At 31.3% G+C, this 22,553-nt stretch carries 22 protein-coding genes and 3 tRNA genes; 5 read left to right on the top strand and 20 right to left on the bottom strand.

Going from position 1 to position 22,553, the window contains the following annotated elements:
- Positions 1–2: 2 nt before the first annotated feature.
- Positions 3–1,178 carry a M20 family metallopeptidase gene (locus CD034_RS08740; RefSeq protein ID WP_002448654.1) on the bottom strand — a complete coding sequence of 392 codons (1,176 nt, stop codon included), beginning with the start codon at positions 1,176–1,178 and terminating at the stop codon, positions 3–5.
- A gap of 259 nt (positions 1,179–1,437) precedes the next feature.
- On the opposite strand from CD034_RS08740, the gene CD034_RS08735 reads away from it, so the two are divergent.
- Entirely contained in the window at positions 1,438–1,908 is a 471-nt protein-coding gene (locus CD034_RS08735; RefSeq protein WP_002455048.1) for an S-ribosylhomocysteine lyase, read from the top strand.
- A 66-nt stretch (positions 1,909–1,974) separates the two neighbouring features.
- Here CD034_RS08735 and CD034_RS08730 read toward each other — a convergent pair whose 3' ends face one another.
- Genes CD034_RS08730 through deoC form a run of 4 tightly spaced genes read right to left on the bottom strand, consistent with a single transcriptional unit; the run spans position 1,975 to position 5,544 of the window.
- Positions 1,975–2,325: a DoxX family protein gene (locus tag CD034_RS08730; RefSeq protein WP_002448667.1), complete on the bottom strand. Its 351-nt coding sequence runs from the start codon at positions 2,323–2,325 to the stop codon at positions 1,975–1,977.
- Positions 2,326–2,327: 2 nt separating this feature from the next.
- A complete protein-coding gene (deoB, locus tag CD034_RS08725; RefSeq protein ID WP_002455047.1) occupies positions 2,328–3,512 on the bottom strand; it encodes a phosphopentomutase in 1,185 nt (394 codons plus the stop codon).
- 11 nt (positions 3,513–3,523) lie between these two features.
- Entirely contained in the window at positions 3,524–4,825 is a 1,302-nt protein-coding gene (locus CD034_RS08720) for a pyrimidine-nucleoside phosphorylase (protein ID WP_002448678.1), read from the bottom strand.
- A gap of 56 nt (positions 4,826–4,881) precedes the next feature.
- Positions 4,882–5,544, bottom strand: a complete 663-nt coding sequence (gene deoC / locus CD034_RS08715; RefSeq protein WP_002455046.1) for a deoxyribose-phosphate aldolase — start codon at positions 5,542–5,544, stop codon at positions 4,882–4,884.
- A 146-nt stretch (positions 5,545–5,690) separates the two neighbouring features.
- Here deoC and deoD point away from each other — a divergent pair, with 146 nt between their 5' ends.
- Entirely contained in the window at positions 5,691–6,401 is a 711-nt protein-coding gene (gene deoD / locus CD034_RS08710; RefSeq protein ID WP_002448701.1) for a purine-nucleoside phosphorylase, read from the top strand.
- Between the two features lie 85 nt (positions 6,402–6,486).
- Here the strand turns inward: deoD and CD034_RS08705 are convergent, their stop codons facing one another.
- The 5 genes from CD034_RS08705 to CD034_RS08685 form a co-directional block, all read right to left on the bottom strand.
- Entirely contained in the window at positions 6,487–6,927 is a 441-nt protein-coding gene (locus CD034_RS08705; RefSeq protein ID WP_064207260.1) for a Dps family protein, read from the bottom strand.
- A 202-nt stretch (positions 6,928–7,129) separates the two neighbouring features.
- Positions 7,130–7,525, bottom strand: a complete 396-nt coding sequence (locus CD034_RS08700) for a thiol-disulfide oxidoreductase DCC family protein (RefSeq protein ID WP_002448659.1) — start codon at positions 7,523–7,525, stop codon at positions 7,130–7,132.
- A 150-nt stretch (positions 7,526–7,675) separates the two neighbouring features.
- Complete coding sequence (locus CD034_RS08695) at positions 7,676–9,049, bottom strand: EVE domain-containing protein (RefSeq protein WP_002448691.1); 1,374 nt, start codon at positions 9,047–9,049, stop codon at positions 7,676–7,678.
- 397 nt (positions 9,050–9,446) lie between these two features.
- The gene (locus tag CD034_RS08690; RefSeq protein ID WP_002455043.1) at positions 9,447–10,379 is read right to left on the bottom strand and encodes a type I phosphomannose isomerase catalytic subunit; all 933 of its coding nucleotides are present in this window, start codon (positions 10,377–10,379) and stop codon (positions 9,447–9,449) included.
- A gap of 341 nt (positions 10,380–10,720) precedes the next feature.
- Positions 10,721–11,377 carry an SDR family oxidoreductase gene (locus tag CD034_RS08685; RefSeq protein WP_002448697.1) on the bottom strand — a complete coding sequence of 219 codons (657 nt, stop codon included), beginning with the start codon at positions 11,375–11,377 and terminating at the stop codon, positions 10,721–10,723.
- A 155-nt stretch (positions 11,378–11,532) separates the two neighbouring features.
- On the opposite strand from CD034_RS08685, the gene CD034_RS08680 reads away from it, so the two are divergent.
- Entirely contained in the window at positions 11,533–11,859 is a 327-nt protein-coding gene (locus CD034_RS08680) for an ArsR/SmtB family transcription factor (RefSeq protein WP_002448641.1), read from the top strand.
- 3 nt (positions 11,860–11,862) lie between these two features.
- On the top strand, positions 11,863–12,816 hold the full coding sequence (gene czrB, locus CD034_RS08675; RefSeq protein WP_002448714.1) for a CDF family zinc efflux transporter CzrB: 954 nt from the start codon (positions 11,863–11,865) through the stop codon (positions 12,814–12,816).
- Between the two features lie 84 nt (positions 12,817–12,900).
- Here czrB and CD034_RS08670 read toward each other — a convergent pair whose 3' ends face one another.
- Positions 12,901–13,635, bottom strand: coding sequence for a metallophosphoesterase family protein (locus tag CD034_RS08670; protein WP_002448650.1), 735 nt, complete (start codon positions 13,633–13,635; stop codon positions 12,901–12,903).
- 128 nt (positions 13,636–13,763) lie between these two features.
- On the opposite strand from CD034_RS08670, the gene CD034_RS08665 reads away from it, so the two are divergent.
- Positions 13,764–14,825, top strand: a complete 1,062-nt coding sequence (locus CD034_RS08665) for a hypothetical protein (protein WP_037554370.1) — start codon at positions 13,764–13,766, stop codon at positions 14,823–14,825.
- 57 nt (positions 14,826–14,882) lie between these two features.
- On the opposite strand, the gene CD034_RS08660 is transcribed toward CD034_RS08665, so the two are convergent.
- The 9 genes from CD034_RS08660 to CD034_RS08620 form a co-directional block, all read right to left on the bottom strand.
- Complete coding sequence (locus CD034_RS08660) at positions 14,883–15,743, bottom strand: HAD family hydrolase (protein ID WP_049417932.1); 861 nt, start codon at positions 15,741–15,743, stop codon at positions 14,883–14,885.
- A gap of 63 nt (positions 15,744–15,806) precedes the next feature.
- Positions 15,807–16,667: an ABC transporter ATP-binding protein gene (locus tag CD034_RS08655; protein ID WP_002455038.1), complete on the bottom strand. Its 861-nt coding sequence runs from the start codon at positions 16,665–16,667 to the stop codon at positions 15,807–15,809.
- Positions 16,668–16,687: 20 nt separating this feature from the next.
- Positions 16,688–18,493 carry a glutamine--fructose-6-phosphate transaminase (isomerizing) gene (gene glmS / locus CD034_RS08650; RefSeq protein WP_002455037.1) on the bottom strand — a complete coding sequence of 602 codons (1,806 nt, stop codon included), beginning with the start codon at positions 18,491–18,493 and terminating at the stop codon, positions 16,688–16,690.
- A 539-nt stretch (positions 18,494–19,032) separates the two neighbouring features.
- The gene (glmM, locus tag CD034_RS08645) at positions 19,033–20,385 is read right to left on the bottom strand and encodes a phosphoglucosamine mutase (protein ID WP_002448705.1); all 1,353 of its coding nucleotides are present in this window, start codon (positions 20,383–20,385) and stop codon (positions 19,033–19,035) included.
- Between the two features lie 28 nt (positions 20,386–20,413).
- Positions 20,414–21,346 carry a CdaR family protein gene (locus tag CD034_RS08640; RefSeq protein WP_002455036.1) on the bottom strand — a complete coding sequence of 311 codons (933 nt, stop codon included), beginning with the start codon at positions 21,344–21,346 and terminating at the stop codon, positions 20,414–20,416.
- Between the two features lies 1 nt (position 21,347).
- Positions 21,348–22,154 carry a diadenylate cyclase CdaA gene (gene cdaA, locus CD034_RS08635; protein WP_002455035.1) on the bottom strand — a complete coding sequence of 269 codons (807 nt, stop codon included), beginning with the start codon at positions 22,152–22,154 and terminating at the stop codon, positions 21,348–21,350.
- 152 nt (positions 22,155–22,306) lie between these two features.
- Positions 22,307–22,379, bottom strand: a tRNA-Lys gene (locus CD034_RS08630).
- A gap of 3 nt (positions 22,380–22,382) precedes the next feature.
- Positions 22,383–22,457: transfer RNA gene (locus CD034_RS08625), tRNA-Gln, on the bottom strand.
- A 6-nt stretch (positions 22,458–22,463) separates the two neighbouring features.
- A tRNA-Tyr gene (locus tag CD034_RS08620) sits at positions 22,464–22,547 on the bottom strand.
- Between the last annotated feature and the right edge of the window lie 6 nt (positions 22,548–22,553).

Raw genomic sequence — 22,553 nt, 5'->3', positions numbered from 1 at the left:
ATTTACCCCTTTATTTGAGAATGTTGCTCTACAACCTCATCAAATAGTTTTTTATTTTCAATTAATTCTAGTCCCATAAGAGCAATAATTTTTGCGCCTCGAATCAAAGCTTGATCGCCATGAACACTTGCAGCTGCTTCTCTAAAACGGTGTGTATGACCTACTAAATTTCTTGAGCCAATTTTAACATGTGGATGAATCGTAGGAACTATATGACTAACATTTCCTGTATCTGTCGAACCAAAACCAAAATCATCATAACTTACTTCTTCGCCAACTTCTATGGCGTATTTTTCAAATAATTCATCTAGTTTAGGTGTTTTTATAAATTCATTTACACCATTTTGAATAGGACCAAATTCATAGTCACAACCCGTTTGGATGGCTGCACCCCTTGCAATTTGATTAACACGTTCTGTTAAAATATCAAGTTCTTTTCTAGTAGTGGCACGTGTATAAAATCTTGCATGCGTATAATCAGGTATAATATTAGCAGCTTTACCTCCATCTAAAATCACACCGTGTACACGATGACTTTTCTTAATCTGTTGACGTAATTGAGCTACACCATTGAAATAAGAAATCATCGCATCTAATGCATTTAAAGCCTCATCCGCATTTTCTGAAGCGTGGGCGCTTTTACCATAAAATTTAATATCAAGCACATCAACGGCTAATGTATTTATCGTTGGATATGTTTCATTTCCAGGATGAATCATAAGTGCAATGTCAATATCATCAATCACACCGGCTTTTACATATGAAGCTTTCGCACTTCCATTTTCTCCACCTTCTTCGGCAGGACATCCTAATACAACTACTTTTCCACCAATATGGTCGATGACTTGTTTAAGTGCGACTCCTGCTAATACACTTGCTGTCCCAATGATATTGTGACCACACGCGTGACCTAAACCAGGTAAAGCGTCATATTCAGCTAAATATCCTATAGTTGGTCCTTCTTTTTCAGACTGGTAAGTTGCAATAAAACCAGTAGCATGTCCGGCAATATCTGTTTCTATCTCAAACTCATTTGCTCTTAATTGATCAATTAATGTTCTTGAAGCAAATATCTCTTCATTGCCTAACTCAGGACGCTCGTGTATACGATGGCTTATTTCGACATAATCGTACTTTTTATTCTCTATATAGTCTAATATCTCTTGTTTACTACTCATCAATCTATACTCCTTTTATACACGAATATTAATATCTATATTTATTTAGACATCAAGTCAATCAATTTCTTGATGTATCTTTAAATTTAATTATTACTTATTTTATCGGATTTACTATAGATTGTCATTAAATTCGTTTGAATTTACAAAATTTTCTTACAATAAGTATTTAAATCACTTAATTAAGAAAATTGTAAATGATTGGCACTCTTGTTACAATCATATTATTCAAGCAATGTATTTATAGGAGGAAATAAAAATGACTAAAATGAACGTTGAAAGTTTTAATCTTGACCATACAAAAGTAGTTGCTCCATATATTCGCTTAGCAGGCACAATGGAAGGGATTAATGGAGACGTTATCAAAAAATATGATTTACGTTTTAAACAACCAAATAAAGCGCATATGGATATGCCAGCGCTACATTCATTAGAACATTTAATGGCTGAACATGTCAGAAATCATTCTGATAAAGTTGTAGATTTAAGTCCTATGGGTTGTCAAACTGGTTTTTATGTTTCATTTATTGATCACGATGACTACGAAGATGTATTAAATATTGTTGAAAAAACTTTAAATGATGTGTTAGAAGCTACAGAAGTTCCTGCTTGCAATGAAGTTCAATGCGGTTGGGCTGCTAGTCATTCTCTTGAAGGTGCTAAAGCACTCGCAAAAGAATTCTTAGATAAACGTAATCAATGGAACGACGTTTTTGGTGAAGGCAAATAATTAATAATTAAATAAACCATACCCTACCTAAATGCTTTAGGTAGGGTATGGTTTATTTAAATTTTATTATAATTTTTTTACGATAGCTATTAAAATGAATTGAAGTGGTAATCTTAAGTATAATGCCCACTTAGGAACAGATTTATTTCCTAATGGTAATTGCTTTCTTGCCATGTAAATGTTTGCTGGTAAAACTGCAAGTAAAAATGCATTAATACCTTTTTTCAACCAATCAGCAGGTCTTTTGGCTAATAACATAACTCCAAAGAACATTTCAAATACGCCTGTCACTAAAACTGCTGTTTTTCGTAATGGTAAATACTCCGGTACAATCGATCTAAATTGACGTTCATTTGTAAAATGTAGTATTCCTGCTGATCCAAATGCTAAACCTAGTAAATATCTCATTATTTTCATAATTATTCAACTCCCATTTCTTTTAAATAACTTTTTCCGTATTTTGGCAATTCAACATTGAAATTATCTGCTATTGTTGCACCAATAGAACTAAATGTTGTATCTCCTGATAATTCATGGTATGCATCTATTTTAGGGCTAAACATAAGCACTGGAATATATTCTCGCGTATGGTCAGTACCCTCTGCAATTGGATCATTACCATGATCTGCCGTAATAATAACTAAATCATCTTCTTGTAAATGATCAATTAATTCTGGTAAGCGTTCGTCAAAATCTTTAATGGCTTGTGCATAACCGTCTTTGTCTCTGCGGTGACCATATAACGCATCAAAATCCACTAAATTCAAGAAGCTGATACCATTAAAGTCCTTTTTAACGACATTAATGAGCTGATCCATGCCATCCATATTATTTTTAGTTCTTATTGCTTCTGTTACGCCTTCACCGTCATAAATGTCATTAATTTTACCAATTGCAATAACATCATAGTCATGATCTTTTAATGTGTTCATTACTGTTTTACCAAATGGTTTAAGTGCATAATCATGACGATTAGACGTGCGTGTAAAGTTTCCTGGTTCACCTACATATGGGCGTGCAATAACACGGCCAATTAAGTACTTAGGATCTTTAGTTAATTCACGAACCTTTTCGCAAATATCATACAATTCTTCAAGTGGGATAATATCTTCATGTGCAGCAATTTGAAGTACTGGGTCTGCACTAGTATAAACAATTAAATCTCCTGTCTTCATTTGATGTTCGCCTAATTCATCAATAATTGCAGTACCTGAAGCAGGTTTATTTGCTACAACTTTTCGACCTGTCATTTCTTCAATCTCTTGAATTAATTCATCAGGAAATCCATTTGGATAAACTTTAAATGGTTGCATGATATTTAGTCCCATAATTTCCCAATGTCCTGTCATCGTATCTTTTCCAACAGAAGCTTCACTTAATTTAGTAAAAAAAGCACCTGGTTGTTCAACTTTATTGACCACTGGCAAATCTTCAATATTACCTAATCCTAATTTTTCTAAATTAGGTAATGATTGGTTAAAACCTTCTAACGTGTGTTTTAATGTGTGTGAACCTTCATCATTAAAAGCTGCAGCATCAGGTGCTTCACCAATACCTACTGAATCCATGACAATTAAATGCACTCTTTTAAATGGTGTCGTCATATTTAACACTCCTACTCTGTAATTATTTTATGAATTAATGTTGGTGTTTTTGCTTGCGCTTTAATTTCGATACTTTCGTCAAGTTTCTTAATTACATCATCAACATTTTCACGATTACTGTGAATCGTTAATAAAGACTCTCCTACATTGACTTTGTCTCCTACTTTCTTATTCAACACAATGCCAACACTTAAATCTATGTCATCGTCTTTCGTTTGTCTTCCCGCACCTAACATCATTGAAGCAACTCCAATTTCATTAGCAATAAGCTCTGAAACTACACCACTTGATTTTGCTTTATAATCAATTTGATATTCGGCAGTCGGTAATAACTCCGGTAAATTGACAACTGAAGCATCTCCACCTTGATTTTCTAAAAATGTTTTGAATTTATCTAATGCTGAACCATTTTCGATGGCTTCATTGAGCAATTGACGCGCCTCTTCAAGTGTATTTGCTCTTTCAGCAAGTACGACCATTTGTGAACCAAGCGTTAACACTAGTTCAGTTAAATCTTCAGGTCCCTGACCATTTAAGGTATCAATCGCTTCTTTTAATTCTAAAGCATTCCCAATCGCACGACCAAGTGGTTGGCTCATATCTGAAATAATAGCCATTGTATTTCTACCAACATTATTTCCTATGCTAACCATAGCATGTGCTAAAGCCTCGGCGTCTTCTAATGTTTTCATGAATGCACCATTTCCAGTTTTAACATCTAGGACGATTGCATCAGCACCCGCGGCAATTTTCTTACTCATGATAGATGATGCGATTAGAGGAATAGAGTTAACTGTTCCTGTAACATCTCTTAATGCGTATAGTTTCTTATCTGCAGGTGTTAAATTGCCAGTTTGTCCAATCACTGCAACTTGATTTTCATTAACAAGTTTAATGAAGTCCGCTTCAGAGATTTCAACATGGAACCCATCAATAGATTCTAATTTATCAATCGTTCCACCCGTATGTCCTAAACCACGGCCACTCATTTTGGCAACTGGCACTCCCACTGCAGCTACTAATGGTGCCAACACTAATGTCGTCGTATCTCCAACGCCACCAGTTGAGTGTTTATCTACTTTAATACCATTGATTTTTGATAAATCAATAACATCACCTGAATTAACCATTGCCATAGTTAAAGCTGCACGTTCTTCTTCATTCATATCTTGGAAAAAGATTGCCATCGCTAAACTAGAAGCTTGATAATCTGGGGTATCTCCATTGGTATATCCTTCTATGAAAAATTCGATTTCTTCTTTAGTTAATATCTGTCCATCACGCTTTTTTTCAATGATGTCTACCATTCTCATTGTGCTATCCCCTTTCTCGGTTGTTGCATTTCTAAATGATGTTAAAAAACATACTATTAATAATCAGAATTTGATTCTAAACCTTTGATAATTTGAACACCAGCACTTGCTCCAATACGTGTAGCACCTGCATTAAGCATTTTGTGAAAATCTTCAAGATTACGCACGCCACCTGAAGCTTTAACCTCTAATTCGTCTCCCACAGTGTCTTTCATTAATTTCACATCTTCTGGTGTAGCGCCTCCCCCAGCAAAGCCAGTTGATGTTTTAACGAAATCTGCACCAGCAGCTTTTGCTAGTTCACTTGCTTTCACTTTTTCATCGTCTGTTAAAAGAATAGTTTCAATAATAACTTTCACTATTTTTCCGTTAGCTGCGCCAACTACGCCTTCAATATCTTTTTGAACATCTTCATATCTTCCATCTTTAAGTGCGCCTATATTGATAACCATATCAATTTCAGACGCGCCATTTTTAATCGCATCTTCTGTTTCAAAAATCTTTGTAGCGGTTGTTGTAGCTCCAAGTGGGAACCCAATCACTGTACATACGAGTACATCAGAATTCACAAGTTGTTCAGAAGCATACTTAACGTGGGTCGGATTGACGCAAATCGATTTAAAATGATACGCCTTAGCTTCAGAAATAATTTTATCAATCTGTTGACGTGTTGATTCTGGTTTTAAAAGTGTATGATCAATATATTTTGAATATTCCATAAAAATTTCCTCCAATGTATTGCTCGAAAGCCAACTTATATTAACATAATTTATATGTTTCTCTCATTTATATAGTACAAAAATTCGCAAAAATTTTAAACAAATGTTATCTTTATTTTGAATAAAATGTTAAGGAGAAGATATTCATGACAAACGGTACACCTCATATTCAACCTAATGGAGCTAAAATTGCTAAAACAGTATTAATGCCTGGAGATCCATTACGTGCAAAATATATTGCTGATAACTTTTTAGAAAATGTTGAACAATTTAATGAAGTACGTAATATGTTTGGATACACTGGCACTTATAAAGGTAAAGAGATCTCAGTAATGGGTTCAGGTATGGGTATTCCAAGTATTGGAATTTATTCGTATGAGCTTTATAATTTCTTTGATGTTGATACAATTATTCGAATAGGTTCATGTGGTGCATTACAAGAGAATGTGAATTTATATGATGTCATTATTGCTCAAGCTGCTTCAACTAATTCAAATTATGTAGATCAATTTAATATTCCTGGTCACTTTGCTCCAATTGCAGATTTTGAGTTAATTACTAAAGCTAAACAAGTTGCTGATGATATCGGGGCAGTTACACATGTTGGAAATATTTTATCATCAGATACGTTTTATAATGCCGATAAACATTTCAATGATAGTTGGAAGAACATGGGTATCTTAGGTATTGAAATGGAATCAGCTGGCTTATATTTAAATGCGATTCATGCTGGTAAAAAAGCTTTAGGTATTTTTACTGTAAGTGATCATATCTTAAGAGATGAAGCTACATCAGCTGAAGAACGTCAAACATCATTTACTCAAATGATGGAAATTGCTTTAGAAATCGCTGAATAATCACTTATCAATGTTAATATTAAAAGTTAAAAGAGCCATTGTAGACGTTTTATCGTCCACAATGGCTCTTTTTAAAATAGAATACTTAAACTAAATAAGATTTAAACATCCAATTATGTTTATCTACTGATGTTTGCATACCAATAAACATATCTTCTGAAACGTCGTCTCCTGCTTCACCTGCAACTTCAATTGCTTTTCCAAGTTGTTTAGAAATTTGAGTTAAATCTTTAGAGAAAGCTTTAACCATTTCTTCAGCAGTGTAATGTGTATCTGCTTCTTTTACAATTGAAAGTTCTAAACTTTCTTTTAATGTTGCTACTGGATTACCTCCAATTGCTAGAATACGTTCTGCTAAATCGTCTACATATTGACTAGCTTCATTGTATAATTCTTCAAATTTTTCATGTAATGAGAAGAAATTAGGACCTTTAACATACCAATGGAAGTTGTGTAATTTTGTATATGCTACTGTCCAGTTTGCCACTTGTTGATTTAATTCTTTTACTACATCTTGTTGCGTCATCGAATCTCTCCTTTTTTATACAATCATGTCTCTCTTTTACAATCATAATTATATTATAATAATTATAATCTGTAAAGTTATTTTACACACGTAATTTGAAAACACTAATACTCATGAATAAATATATAGAATCATTATCAAAAGCTTTATAATATATAATTAAAACTTATATATATTATCAATTAAAAAATAGTTTTCTCATTTATTGTCTATCATCATCAATAAAGAATGATTTTTCATATGCGTTGGGTTTATGCCAATGTGTTTTCCACATTTTATCTCTATTATTAGCAAATAGTCGATAACCTAAGTTTCTTATTGGTAATGGCGTTACTCTAAGTAGTATACCTAACCATTTTTCACTACTTAATGTTGTGATTAATTTTGCTACTGCAGTAGTCTCGTAATATAAATGATCTCCTTCTTGTAGTATCACACTATTTTTATTTTTAGCTTCAGGATGTTGTTCAAATAAATGTTGTCCCGCTTTTCCTTTTAAAGTCGCAAACTCATAGTTTTTAGGTAAACCATGTTGTATTAGCCAAATACAATAATTATAGCAATACACACAGTTTCCATCGTAATAAACGATTGGCATGTTCCGTCACCTTCCTTTTTAACTTATTTAATTTATTCCTTTTACAAGGACTCATTAAACATAAAAAAGTGGATATAGAATTTATTTCAAATTCTATATCCACTTTAGCTCATTATACGTTATGATGTTTTTTATCTAACTTGTCTGCTATTATGCATCATGGTTCACTTTTACAATACGTGTATATTTTAAAAATTGTTGTGAATATTTATTTTTTATATCTTCTAACTTTTCGTATGTTACCCCAATAATATGCCAATTAGGATTAAAATGATAAAAAGAATCTTTTTCACGAGACCAAGTAATCATGTTACCGTCTTTATTATATCTAGGTAATGTAACTTCGTACCCTTCTAAAACATTAATATAAGTTTGAAATATATCTGGATCAAGTCTATTAAAGTTATCAATTACTAAGTAACTTTTGTCATTTTTAGGCATAAGTTGTGTAATAAAACCTTCTCTATAATATAAGGCACCTGTCTCATTAGGTAGATATCTGCCATATAACATATCTTCACTAAAGTCAGGGTGACCACTAGTAATAACTGGATTAGCATTCGTTTTTTGTAAAAGATTATTGGCTGCTTTCAAACCTTCTTCACGTTTATCTACAACAAGTAAAATAAAAGGTTTAATTGTCTCATCATGATCTGTATTGAATCCTGGTTTTTTAATAGTCTCAAATGGTGTTCTAATCCCATCATTTTCACTCATTTCTATAATAGCATCGTATTGTGCTTGACTCATACTTGCTATTGCTTGCTTAGCATTTTCTTGTAAAAAGTATAAGTTTTTTAATTTAGGATGTTTATTTAGTGCGCCTAATGTAACAGGAGTGATATTCTTTTCATAATAAATCTCTATTGCAGTACTATTAGTACGACCAGGAATTGGAGGTTTTTCATGAATATGACGAGATACTTCACCAATTCCTACGACCGATTGATTACTATTCTTATCATAAAATATTAAATTATCCCCTACTTCTAATTGGTTATAAAAATGATAACCATTCCGTTTAATTCCATTATAAGTATGTGTAAAAATCGTATAATGTGTATCAGGTTCAAATTTTTCAGTTTCAGATAAGAAGAAATATCGAGGTAATTGAATGTTACCTTTTCCTAACTCAACGATTAATTGAAACTCTTCTTTTGTGAGCTGATTTATTAACGTTTCTCGCATATTATTCATTCGATAATCTAGCACTTCACTACGTTTTAAATAGTCAGTAGTTAAAGGCTTTAATTCTTCATTAAATTTAAATTCAACTCTAATTTTATTTTGTGCTCCTGTTTGAACACTAATAATTTCCCCAATTCCTAATAATCCAGTATCTGTTTGTACTTGATAAAAAATCACTTGATCGCCAATTTTAGCTTTTTTGAACGCTCGAAAACCCTGAGTAGGATTGAACTGTGCTCCAGACTCAAATAAAGTTATTTGTCCAACTAATGGTTCATTATGGTTCCATCTTGTATATCCACAATTTAACCAAAAGTAATTTACTTCTTCTGCCATCTAGAATCTCCTTCTTACTTATTTTAAATTTAGCATCTTTATTCATGTATATATTAATATTAATTTTAGCACCTATTAGTCATTTTTAGATAGCTTAACTTAAATATATGAATAGTCTATAAGATTTCGTTTTTTTTATTTTATCATATTTTTTTAATAGAGTTGACGTATTATGAAATCACTTTTTAAATTCAAAAAAGTGAAATAGAATCATATGAATCATCACAAAATTCCATTTCACTATTAAAATATACTACCTCATTATTTAAACCTTATTAGATTTCCGATTAACAAAAAAAGGAAAATAAAAAACTTCTAGATTCAGCTATCACACTAGAAAATCATGCTAGATATAGAAATTATTCCAACATTTCTGCTTATAAATTAAATTGATTAACTAAATATAACTTATAATTAGAGTGAACTCGCCTTCAAATACGCTATCTAAATCTTCAGAAGTTAAAATAAAATTAGACCCCTTTTCTAGCTTAAAGATTTCTCCATCTGTAATCACTTGTCCATGACCTTCTAATACAGAAATAAGACAAAATTCACGAGGCTTCATATAATTAAGCGTTCCACTTATTTCCCATTTAACCATTGTAAAAAAGTCATTAGATACAATTTGGCTACGTTTATGATTTTCTACAATTGTAGTTTCAGGTACTATAGCAGGTGCATTTGCAGTAAATTGAATCACGTCTAATGCTTTTTTAACTTCTAATGATGATCCATCAGTTCGATTACGTTCATAATCATATACTCTATATGAAATATCAGATGATTGCATTGTTTCATATACTAAAACACCAGAACCTATAGAATGAAGCATTCCAGCTGGTATAAAATAAAACTCACCTGGTTTAACTTTGAGTCTTTCTACTACATCCAACACCGCCTCTTCTTTTATCTTATTCTCAAATGTTTCTTTTGAATCAGCAGAGGTACCGAGTATAATTTCAGCATCTTCTTCTGCATCAATAATATACCAACACTCTGACTTACCATATTGACCGTTTTCAAATTCATATGCATACGAGTCGTCAGGATGAACGTGAATAGATAGAGGGTGTCTTGCATCCACTATTTTACATAATAAAGGAAAATCTTTACTTGGAAAGTCTCCAAATAATTCTCTATGCTCATTCCATACTTGATCTAATGTTTGACCAGCATACTGACCATTTTCAATCATATTTTTTCCATTCGGATGTGCAGAAATACCCCAGCATTCTCCAGTTTGTTCACTTGGTATGTCGTAATTAAATTGATTTAACTTATTACCGCCCCATATTTTTTCAAAGAAAATAGGCTTTAAAAATAATGGCATGATTGCACCTCCTAAAACACGGTTATTGCTTCTCTCTTTATTTTAAAGTGAAATATCGTATTTAAATGATTATGTATAATTAGAACAATTGATGACCCATTTTATCTTTAAATTACTATCTATTTAAGCTTTTAATATATCAGATAACTAATTCTATATAAATGCTATTTCGCTTCTATAGTTAAATAAAAATTTTCACTCATATGTTTATTATATCAATTTCATTATTAATTTAATAGAAATTATATATATTAATAAAAAAGAATAGAACAGCAAGTTTTAAAACTCACTGTCCTACTCTAACACAGAACTTTTCATTTGTAATTAATTATCTAACTTAACTACTCAAAACGAGATAATGCTTCTTGAATAGATTGATGCCCTGAAAGAATTTGAAATTCTTTATTTTCAAATTTATTTTCAGAAGTCGCTACGTGTTTTAATACAGAAGCCACATCTTCGCGTGGAATTGTACTTCCTTCATCAAAATACAAGTCAGCTTTAATTTCACCAGTACCTGATTTATCTTCTAAACCACCTGGATGAACGATTGTATAAGTTAGTCCAGAATTTCTTAAATGATTATCTGCATAGTGTTTTGCAATTGTATAAGGTTTTAAATCTCCACTTGCATCAAATGCTTCACGACGTGAATCGTAAGTAGAAACCATTACATAATGTTTAACATTTGCTTTTTTACTTGCTTCAATCGTTTTCACTGCACCATCTAAATCAACAATGATTGTTTTATCAGCACCTGTGCTACCACCTGAACCAACTGAGAAAATAACTTTATCAAAGCCTTTGAATTTCTCAGTTAAATCATCAATACTATCTTTTTCTACATCTATTAAAATGGCATTAACACCTTGATCTTTTAACGCACTTTCTTGTTCTTCTTTACGAACACCGGCTGTAAAATCAACTTGATCTTCTTTTAATTGGTTAACCAATTTAGAACCTACGCCACCATTAGCACCAATAACTAATATACTCATAAACTTATTTCCTCCTTCAATTCATTTCATAGTTTATTAATACCACTTAGTATCATTTTTAAACTTATTTACTATATATCATTGACACTTAGACAAGGACACTATATATTAATATATGAATATATATTCATATATTAAAGAGGAGGTCTCATGTGATGTCCAATACAAATAAAGATAGAGATATATTTATAGATGAATACATGCTTAACCGTTTAACTGAGACATTTAAAGCGTTAAGCGATTATAACCGTTTACGTATTTTAGAATTGTTATATAAAGGTGAAGCTAGTGTTGGGCATATTACGCATACATTAAAATTAACTCAATCAAATGTGTCGCATCAATTAAAGAGTTTAAAACAAGCAGGCCTCGTTAAATCGTCACGTCATGGACAATCCATGATTTATTCTATAGACGATCAACATGTTTCTACTTTATTAAAACAAGCCATTCAACATGCTCATCATCAAAGAGGTGAATAATAAATGTCTAATCACACACACCATCATAACCATACTCATAATCATGTCCATACCAATAACAAAAAGGTATTAACAATTTCTTTTATTATTATAGGCTTATTTATGATTGTTGAAATTTTAGGAGGATTTATCGCTAATAGTCTTGCGCTATTATCAGATGGACTTCATATGTTTAGCGATACTGTTTCACTAGGAGTTGCTTTAATCGCATTTATTTATGCAGAGAAAAATGCTACTTCAACTAAAACATTCGGTTACAAGCGTTTTGAAGTCTTAGCTGCTTTATTTAATGGTATAACTTTATTAATTATTAGTGGCGTCATTATCATCGAAGCGATTAGAAGATTTTTCAATCCTATTAAAGTGCAATCCACTGAAATGTTTATTATTAGTGTGATTGGACTTATAGTGAATATTATCGTTGCAATAATCATGTTTAAAAGCGGTGATACGTCACATAACTTAAATATGCGCGGTGCTTTTATTCACGTTTTAGGAGACTTACTTGGTTCATTAGGTGCCATTATAGCATCTATTCTTATATACGTATTTAACTTTACAATTGCTGATCCTATCGCAAGCATTCTAGTTTCCATTATTATATTGAAAAGTGCAATCGGTATTTCACGTTCATCACTTAATATTTTAATGGAAGGTACACCAAGTGACGTCAATTTAGATAAAATCATTAGTACAATTATAAATCATAATGAAATTTATAATGTCCATGATTATCACGTTTGGACTATTTCAAATGATATGAATGCGTTAAGTTGTCATGCAGTCGTCTCTGAAACTATGTCTGTTCAGGACTGTGAAGGACTTCTTAAAAAAATAGAACATGAATTACTTCACTTAAATATACAACATATGACAATTCAATTAGAAACAGCACAACATGATCACGATACTTCAGTACTATGCTCTGGATTACATAAAGAGCACGCTCATCATTAAGACTACACAAACAATGTCCGCAGTTTACAATATAAGTAAAAAGTCGAACAGAATTCATATTAGTTTCTGCTCGACTTTTTTTACTTATATAAAATAATCGAAAATAAATTGTTTGCCTGGTACATGTTTTTCATCAAATCCTTGAAGAAATTCTTCATTATCATACGGTAATTTTACTCTTTCAACACTAAACTCATTTTCGTTAATTGTGACGATTCCATATACGGCATATTTACCATTATTAAGTCCTACTGAACCAGGATTGAAATAGGTTTTGTTATTATCATCATACAAGTGTAATTGATGATTATGTCCAAAAGCTATAAAATCCGCATCCTTATCTTCAAATAATTTAACTATCTCTTCTTTTTGATTATCTACAATAGGTTCAAATGGTTGTTTATCAATCCCCTCTTCTAATCTTTGATTTTCAATTTCATAATGTATAAATAAACATTTTTTCCCACAAATTGTTTTTTCTAAATATCTTGGTAGTGTATTTAATACATCATAGTAATCTTCATCCATTCGACTTTCAATCCATTGATGGTGTTCATAAAATTTATTTTTTAAATCTTCTGGATACGGTGTACCATTAACAATTGACATAATTGCTTCATCGTGATTACCAGCAATAATTTCCATATCATCTCGATCGAAAATCATATCTAATACTTTATTGGTTTCATGGCCAATTCCAATATTATCACCTAAGTTAAAGATTTGATCGATATCTTCTCTATTATCAATATCATCTAAAACAGTTTGTAAGGCATCAAAATTACCATGAACGTCGGTTAAAATTGCAAATTTCACCATAAAGTCTCCTTTCATTATTAAATCATTAGCATATTTTAACACTTAAAACATAATATTGTTAGATATTAATTTAAAAAAAGCACAAATTCTGATATTGTGTATTATATTAACGTAAAGGAGTGCTTATTTTGTTTAAATTTCATAGTTTAGCATTTAAAAATGCTAAGTCACAACTCATAAAAACAATACTATTTAGTTTAGTAAGTTTTATTATTGTATTTGTGGCATTTGTGATTGCTAGAACTTTCTTCATTCAAAACTTTATGCAGATGCAACTAGCAGCACAATTTCAACAGTCATCAGGCGCGTCATTAGTTATGATAATACTCGTCTTGGTCTTAGGATTATTATTTTTTATACTTGCAGGTTATCAATTACTTGCAGGGGCTTTTAATATTATGGCTAAAGCTATTGAAAAAGAAGCTGTTCAATTTTCTGATTTGTTTTTTGCTTTTAAAAAAGGAAAATATGTTAAAAGTCTTCTTTTAGCTTTAATTACTATTATTCTTTATGCTGTATTATATTTAATCACATTAGGATTAAACTTTTTATTTAATAAAGCTTTAACACCATTATTCACATCTATTCAACAGTCAGTAAGTACATCCGATCACGCTATTGGTATTTTACTTACTGTACAAATTATCTTAATTATCATTATGGGATTCATTCTTTCAATCGTATATTGGTTCTTCTTTATATTAATGATTAATTATACTGTGTCATTTGCACGTAAAAATGACTTAAGTGCTATAGGTCATTTTAAAGATGGCTTTAAAGGAATTAAAAATGGACGTAAAACTTGGTTCAAGTTCTTTTTAGCTATCTTATTAATTAACCTACTCATTATTATCATTACACAACCACTTGGTACAGTATTAACTGTATTAACCGGAAATATGTCCCAAAATGTAGCACAAGTGATTTTAATTATTGCTCAAACGCTTATTATTATTGTACGTTTAATTCTATATTTTGTAATTATAATGGGTATTGTTCAATATTTCTTACGTCGCGGTGAGAATGTGAAAAGACCTGTAAAAGAAAAGAAAAAAAGTAAACGAAAAGAAAAAAAAGAAATAAATCATGAAAAAGAAGCGTTAAAAAACGATCCTTCATCTTTTAATGATACAAAAAATCATGTTAAAGAAGACTTAGGTCATCAAAAAAATTTAAATAACGATAAATAAATCACTATTCAACACAAAAGGTAAGAAAGCAGGTTTCTTCTACTTTCTTACCTTATTTTAATTTAAAAGATGGTGTTCTAAATATAAAGCCGCGCCATCTTCTTCATTTGTATATTGTGTAGTATCATCAGTAATAGACTGAATTTCTGGACGTGCATTTTTCATTGAAACAGTGTATCCTCCAAATTCAAACATTGCTCTGTCATTATCGCTATCACCAATAACAAGTGTTTCTTCTTGTTTAATATCGAAATGATCTATCATTTCTTTAATTCCAGTGCCTTTATCCACTTGATAAGCCATCGTCTCAGCATTAAACCTTGAAGAATTAGATACGCTAATATTTAATAACACTTTATTTTGTATTAATTCATCTCTAAACGTTTTAATTTTATTTAACTTTTTATTGAAAAGATAAATTTTAGAATAGGCGTCATTTGGAATATCTTTTCTCCAATTAATTTTACCATTCATGGCATCTCGACGTGATTTCCATTCACTTTCACTCACTTCATTTTGTGGATGTTCACTATCAATCATATCTTCCATCCATGATTGATCTTCAATTAGTGAAATTCTATCTCCTTCAAAAGGAAAAACTTCATAATAAATATGTTGTTGTTGAGCCAGTTGCACGATTTTTTTTACACTATCTATTGTCAAACTATGTTTAAATAAAAGTTTATCTTCAATATCACCTCTTGTTCCATTAGAACTAATAACACCATCTACTTTAAAACCTTTTGGTACTAAATTATGAATTTCAGAATAAGAACGTCCTGTTGCTAGAAATACCTTATAATTTTTTTCTCTTAATTGATCAATTACTTCTTTTGTTTTTACAGTCGCTTTATTATCTTCATGCAATAGTGTTCCATCCATATCTAAGAATATTGCTTTAATATTTTCAAATATCATCGTGATACCCTCCATCTAATTCTTTCCTAAAAATTGTGACATTTATTTAACCAAAGTGCAAACTCAATTATATTTTATATAAAGATGATATCGATTTCTATATTGAATGACTTCAATTTGATTATTAAAAAATTTAGACATAATCGAATCAGTTAAAATATCTTTTGTTATTCCTTTATCAAAACAACTCCCCTCTTTTAATAAAAATATCTTACTAAATAAAGGAATAATTTCCTCTATGACATGAGTCACGTAAATCATCGTCAAATGAGCGTATGTCTTATTTAAATTTTCTAATAAATATAATAACTGCTCTCTAGCCAAAAAGTCTAATCCTGATGCTGGTTCATCAAGAATAAGCACATCAGGTTGATGTATAAGCGCGCGAGCAATCATTACTTTTTGTTTTTGTCCTGTTGAGAGATATCCTAAATATTGATCTTTATATGATAACATTCCTACTAAATTTAATAATTTTTCTGCTTCTTTAATATGTTCATCAGAATACTCTTTATATAGACCAATAGATTTAAATATGCCGCTTAATACGACATCAATCACTTTCTCACCGTCTTGAAATTTTTCTAATAAACTATGCGAAACAAATCCAATATGTTGACGAACGTTTTCTGCAGAATATCCTTTTTTACCTGGTACCATTTCAAACATTTCTATTTCAACCTGAGATACACTTTCATAAGCATTCATGATATTTAATAGTGTTGTTTTTCCTGCACCATTCACCCCATAAAGAATCCAATTATCTCCCGTTTCAATATGCCAATTTAAATCATTAAGGATTGTTTTTCCGTGTTTCTGTTTATAGATATGCTTTAAATTTATCAAATGATCACCTCTACTTAAAATAAGTGTATGATGATTCTGATTATTTAACAAATTAAATAAAAAACTGAGACATGTCATTCATGTCCCAGCTTTTTGAATTATTCAACTGTAACTGATTTGGCTAAGTTACGAGGTTTATCAACATCTAATCCTCTGTGTAACGCTGCATAATATGCGATTAATTGTAGCGCTACTACTGATACTAAAGGTGTTAATAATTCGTGTACATGAGGAATCACATATGTGTCTCCATCTTTTTCTAAACCTTCCATTGAAATAATACAAGGTTTAGCGCCACGAGCTACTACTTCTTTAACATTACCACGAATTGATAAATTCACATTTTCTTGAGTAGCTAAAGCAATGACTGGCGTATCATCTTCGATTAAAGCAATAGTACCGTGTTTTAACTCTCCACCAGCAAATCCTTCAGCTTGAATATATGAAATTTCTTTAAGTTTTAATGCTCCTTCTAAACTTACATTGTAATCCATCGCACGACCAATAAAGAAAGCATTTCTAGTCGTTTCTAAGAATTCTTTAGTAATTTTTTCCATTACTGGTGCGTCATCTACAATCGTTTCAATTGCAGTTGTTACTTTTGCTAATTCTCTTAATAAGTCAATACCGTTATCGCGTCCATGCGCTTTAGCTACAACTTGAGAAAGAATTGATAATACAGCAATTTGAGCTGTATAAGCTTTAGTTGATGCAACAGCAATTTCAGGTCCTGCGTGTAATAACAACGTATGATCAGCTTCACGAGATAACGTTGAACCTGCTACATTTGTAATTGTTAAAGACTTATGGCCTAATTTATTTGTTTCAACCAATACTGCACGGCTATCAGCTGTTTCTCCTGATTGAGAGATATAAATAAATAAAGGTTTTTCAGATAATAATGGCATGTTATAAACAAATTCTGATGCCACATGAACTTCAGTTGGCACTCCAGATAGTTTTTCAAGATATTCTTTACCAACTAAACCAGCATGATAACTTGTCCCTGCAGCAATGATATAAATACGATCTGCATTCGACACATCTTTAATAATCTCAGAATCAATATTTAAATCTCCATTTTCATCTTCGTATTCTTGAATAATACGACGCATTACTGCTGGTTGTTCATTAATTTCTTTTAACATATAGTGATCATAAATACCTTTTTCAGCATCTGATGCATCTATTTGAGCAGTATACGTTGGACGATGTTGAATATTTCCATCTTTATCTTTAATTGTTACACTTTCTTTTTTAACAATAACAATTTCATGATCATGAATTTCTTTATATTGATTTGTAACTTTAATCATTGCTAATGCATCTGAAGCAATAACATTAAAGTCGTCACCAATACCAACAAGTAAAGGTGATTTATTTTTAGCTACATAAATAGTGTCTTCATCCTCAGAATCTAACATGCCTAAAGCATATGATCCATCTAATAAAGATACTGCTTTAGTGAATGCATCTTCAGTTTCTAACCCTTTATTTGAAAAATATTCTACTAATTGAACGATAACTTCTGTATCAGTTTCTGATTTAAACGTTACATCTGATAAGTATTCGCTTTTTAGCTCTTCATAATTTTCAATGACACCATTATGTACTAAAGTAAAACGTCCATTATTTGATTGATGAGGATGTGAATTAACAGTACTAGGTACCCCATGAGTAGCCCAACGAGTATGACCAATACCAATGTGACCATCAATGTCATTGCTATCTGCTACTTTTCTTAATTCTGCAATACGTCCTTTTTCCTTAAATACAGTAGTACCCTCATCATTGACAACAGCAATTCCTGCTGAATCATATCCTCTATATTCTAATTTTTCTAAACCAGATAATAATAATTCTTTGGCATTATCAAAGCCAATATATCCAACAATTCCGCACATATTTCTTTTTCCTCCATTACATAGTCATATGATAATTTTATCTGTTATATAAAATTTTTTAATTAGACATTGTTCGTTTTATTGTATTGGATTCTAAACATCATATTTCTATGTTTTCTATTTGGCGTTCTTATTATATTTGTACATCTAGTCACCTATATGTTTTAAATAATAAGCTAACGAATGTGCCACATCCGGAATAGCATCCGCCGATTATATCGATAACTATTCTCCTCGTCTACAATATAATTAGTATGTCTATGAGTATTCTCCTAATTAATACTAAATGATTAACATTCTAATTACTTGTCCAGGCGCTTTGTTTTATTTTTATTACATCTATCCTCCTTTCTTCCAATACTATTTATTTTACCTTTTTTTATTAATCATTTGCAAATATTATTATATTTAATTCATAAACTTATAGTCATAATTTGATATTTAATTTATATTTTTTGATAAAAAATACTCTCTTTAAAGTTTTCAGTTCTACAACTTTAACTTTAAAGAGAGTGTATTCTTGTTTTTTAATGGTACTATTAATTTAATCCCATTTTTTCTTTTACTTTATTAGCAATTGTTTGAGCGTAACGTTCAGCATCTTCATTTGTAGCTGCCTCAACCATTACTCTTACTAATGGTTCAGTTCCTGAAGGTCTAACTAATATTCTTCCTTCACCGTTCATTTCATTCTCAACTTCATCCATAACAGCTTTAACGTCTTCATTTTCAGACACATGATGTTTATCTGTTACTTTTACATTGATTAATGATTGTGGATACTTTTTCATTTGGGCTGCTAACTCACTTAAAGTTTTACCACTTGATTTAATAATAGCTGCAAGTTGTACGCCAGTTAGTAGTCCATCACCAGTCGTGTTATAGTCCATCATTACTATATGTCCAGATTGTTCTCCGCCTAAATTATAATGGCCTCGTCTCATTTCTTCAACGACATATCTATCTCCAACTTTTGTTTTATTTGATTGAATGCCTTCTGTTTCAAGAGCTTTATAAAATCCTAAATTACTCATTACAGTAGATACAATCATATTATTATTTAATTCATGATTTTTATGCATGTCTTGACCAATAATAAACATAATTTGGTCACCATCAATGATGTTACCCTTTTCATCAACAGCAATTAAACGATCTCCATCTCCATCAAAAGCTAAACCAAAATCACTTTCAGTTTCTACAACTTTTTCAGCTAAATGTTCAGGATGAGTAGACCCACATTCATCATTAATATTGTATCCATCTGGATTACAACCAATTGTAACTGTTGTTGCCTCTAAATCACCAAATAAGAAAGGCGCAAGTGAAGAAGTTGATCCATTCGCCCCATCTAATGTAATTTTAAGTCCATCTAAATTTATATCAATAGTAGATTTAAGATAACTTAAGTATTTTTGTGCACCTTCATAATAATCTGAAAAATGCAGAATGTCTTTACCTGCAGGACGTGGTAAGTCAGGTTGTTCTTGGTCTAATAATTGTTCAATTTCTTCTTCTTGCTTATCTGAAAGTTTAAAACCATCAGCACCAAAGAACTTAATACCATTGTCAGCCACGGGATTATGAGAGGCAGAAATCATTATCCCTAATTGTGCTCCCATTTCACGTGTTAAATATGCAACACCTGGAGTAGAAATAACTCCTAATCTCATTACTTCTGCACCTATTGATGCTAATCCAGCAATTAAAGCAGATTCTAACATTTCACCCGACACACGAGTATCTCTACCAACTAAAACTCTAGGATGTTTCTCTCCTTCATTATGTGCTAATACATAACCACCATAGCGACCTAGCTTAAACGCTAATTCAGGTGTTAATTCTTTATTAGCTACTCCCCTTACACCATCAGTTCCAAAATATTTTCCCATTTTAATTACTCCTTTATTATCTAGTTTACTATTTTAAATTGACATGTGCTGTGACTTCATTGAATTCAGATTTCTTAACCTGTTTAGGTATTTTGAGTTCAAGAGTTTTATTAGTTGACTCAGTGATATCATCTAAATTTACATCAGCTTCTATGTCATTAATATCCTTCAAATCATCTTTATTACCATAAATTTCTACTTCATTCTCATTTAGTTTAATGTTATCTAAACTTTCATCGTCAGGTAACGAACCCTTTTTAACAGTTTTAATTTTTACTTTTTTACTGTAAGGTTCAAGTTTCACTGACATTTTAACATTATTAGGCTTGATCTGAACGTTTAATTTATTCAATTGCTTGTCAAATGCAGTAATTTCAGCTACATCAGTAGTATCCTCACTGATATTAGTCGCATTTTTAAATGTCGCTTTTAAATATGCAATTTTATCTAATTGCTTTTTACCGCCCGTAACTTGAACAGTATTTTTATTTAAAAAAGCTTCACTTACTTTATAATTTGAATTTATATTGTTTTGTGCAATATCAGGCTGAACATGCATAGTTTTAGTGTCTTTATCTTCCAAAGTGATATACGCATGTTTAGGTTTAACATTATAACTAATATCGTTACTTAATCCCTTAACAATATAATCTTCTTTATAATTTCCAGATTTAGCATTAGATAAATTAACTGTAACCTTGATATCGTCTGAACTTTCTATTTTCAATAACTTTGATTGTGGTCCTGAAATAGTAACATCAACAGTATCTGGTGATTTAGTAACATGTAAATTTTTGGTATTATAAAGAATTTCTACAGGTACATCTTCTATTGTTTTAGAAGAATTCTGAGATAGATTATCATTGTTAAAAATATTGCCAAACACATTATTAACAGAAAGATAAAAAAAGATCGCTAATATTAAGGCAAAAAATCTTAATCCCCATTTACTTTCTAACATGCTATTTCACACCCTTCTTTTGAGCGCGAGCTCCAAACCAATGTTCAGCTAATAACTCTTCGAATACTTCATCAGAAACATCACGTCTTAATTTACCATCGAAAGTAACTGATATTGAACCGGTTTCTTCAGATACTACCACAGTAAATGAGTCCGAAACTTCAGAAATTCCTACGGCTGCCCTATGTCTTGTACCTAAACTTTTAGAAATTTTATTACTATCTGAAAGTGGTAAATAACATGCAGCACTAGCAATTTTAGTATTTTGAATAATCATAGCCCCATCATGTAATGGTGTATTAGGTATAAAAACATTTATCAATAATTCTTGAGATATTGCAGAATTCATTGATATACCAGTTTCAATATAGTCTTGTAATCCAGTTTCCTTTTCAAAAACAATTAATGCTCCAATTCGTCTTTTAGCCATATACTGAACAGCCTTTGATACAGATTGGATTAATTTTTCTTCATCATGACTGTAAGTATTGGTATAGCGTTTAAATAGGCTTCCTCGCCCTAATTGCTCAAGTGCTCGTCTTATTTCTGGTTGGAATATCACAATTAAAGCTAAAACGCCCCATTGAATCACAATATCAAATAACTTTGAGGTAGCAGTTAAATTAAGAAGTTTACTTACTTGTTGTCCAATAACTATAAATAATATACCTTTAAGCAATTGAATTGCTTTAGTTCCTTTAAATACAGTAATGAGAAGATAAAGGACATACCAGACAATAAGTATATCTAATATACTTGTAATAATCTTCAAAGTACTAAGATTATTAAAAAAGTTGGAAAAATCCATAATCTCTCCTCCGTCTATAACTTTCATACTCATAATTATACCAATGAAAGGTGTAACTGTCATACTATGAAAGTCATACTTATAAATTTTTTCATAAACATCACTACTAAAAATGGGTAATAAAAAAGCACCCCATTAAGGAGTGCTTAAAGTGAGCCATAGAGGATTCGAACCTCTGACCCTCTGATTAAAAGTCAGATGCTCTACCAACTGAGCTAATGGCTCTTATGGCTGGGCTAGCTGGATTCGAACCAGCGCGTGACGGAGTCAAAGTCCGTTGCCTTACCGCTTGGCTATAGCCCAATAAGATGGTGGAGGGGGGCAGATTCGAACTGCCGAACCCGAAGGAGCGGATTTACAGTCCGCCGCGTTTAGCCACTTCGCTACCCCTCCGATATT

The sequence above is a fragment of the Staphylococcus hominis subsp. hominis genome, from assembly GCF_002901845.1.
GTDB lineage: Bacteria > Bacillota > Bacilli > Staphylococcales > Staphylococcaceae > Staphylococcus > Staphylococcus hominis.
The sequence above is the reverse complement of the archived record's forward strand: the minus strand, read 5'-3'. Positions and strand labels throughout refer to the sequence as shown.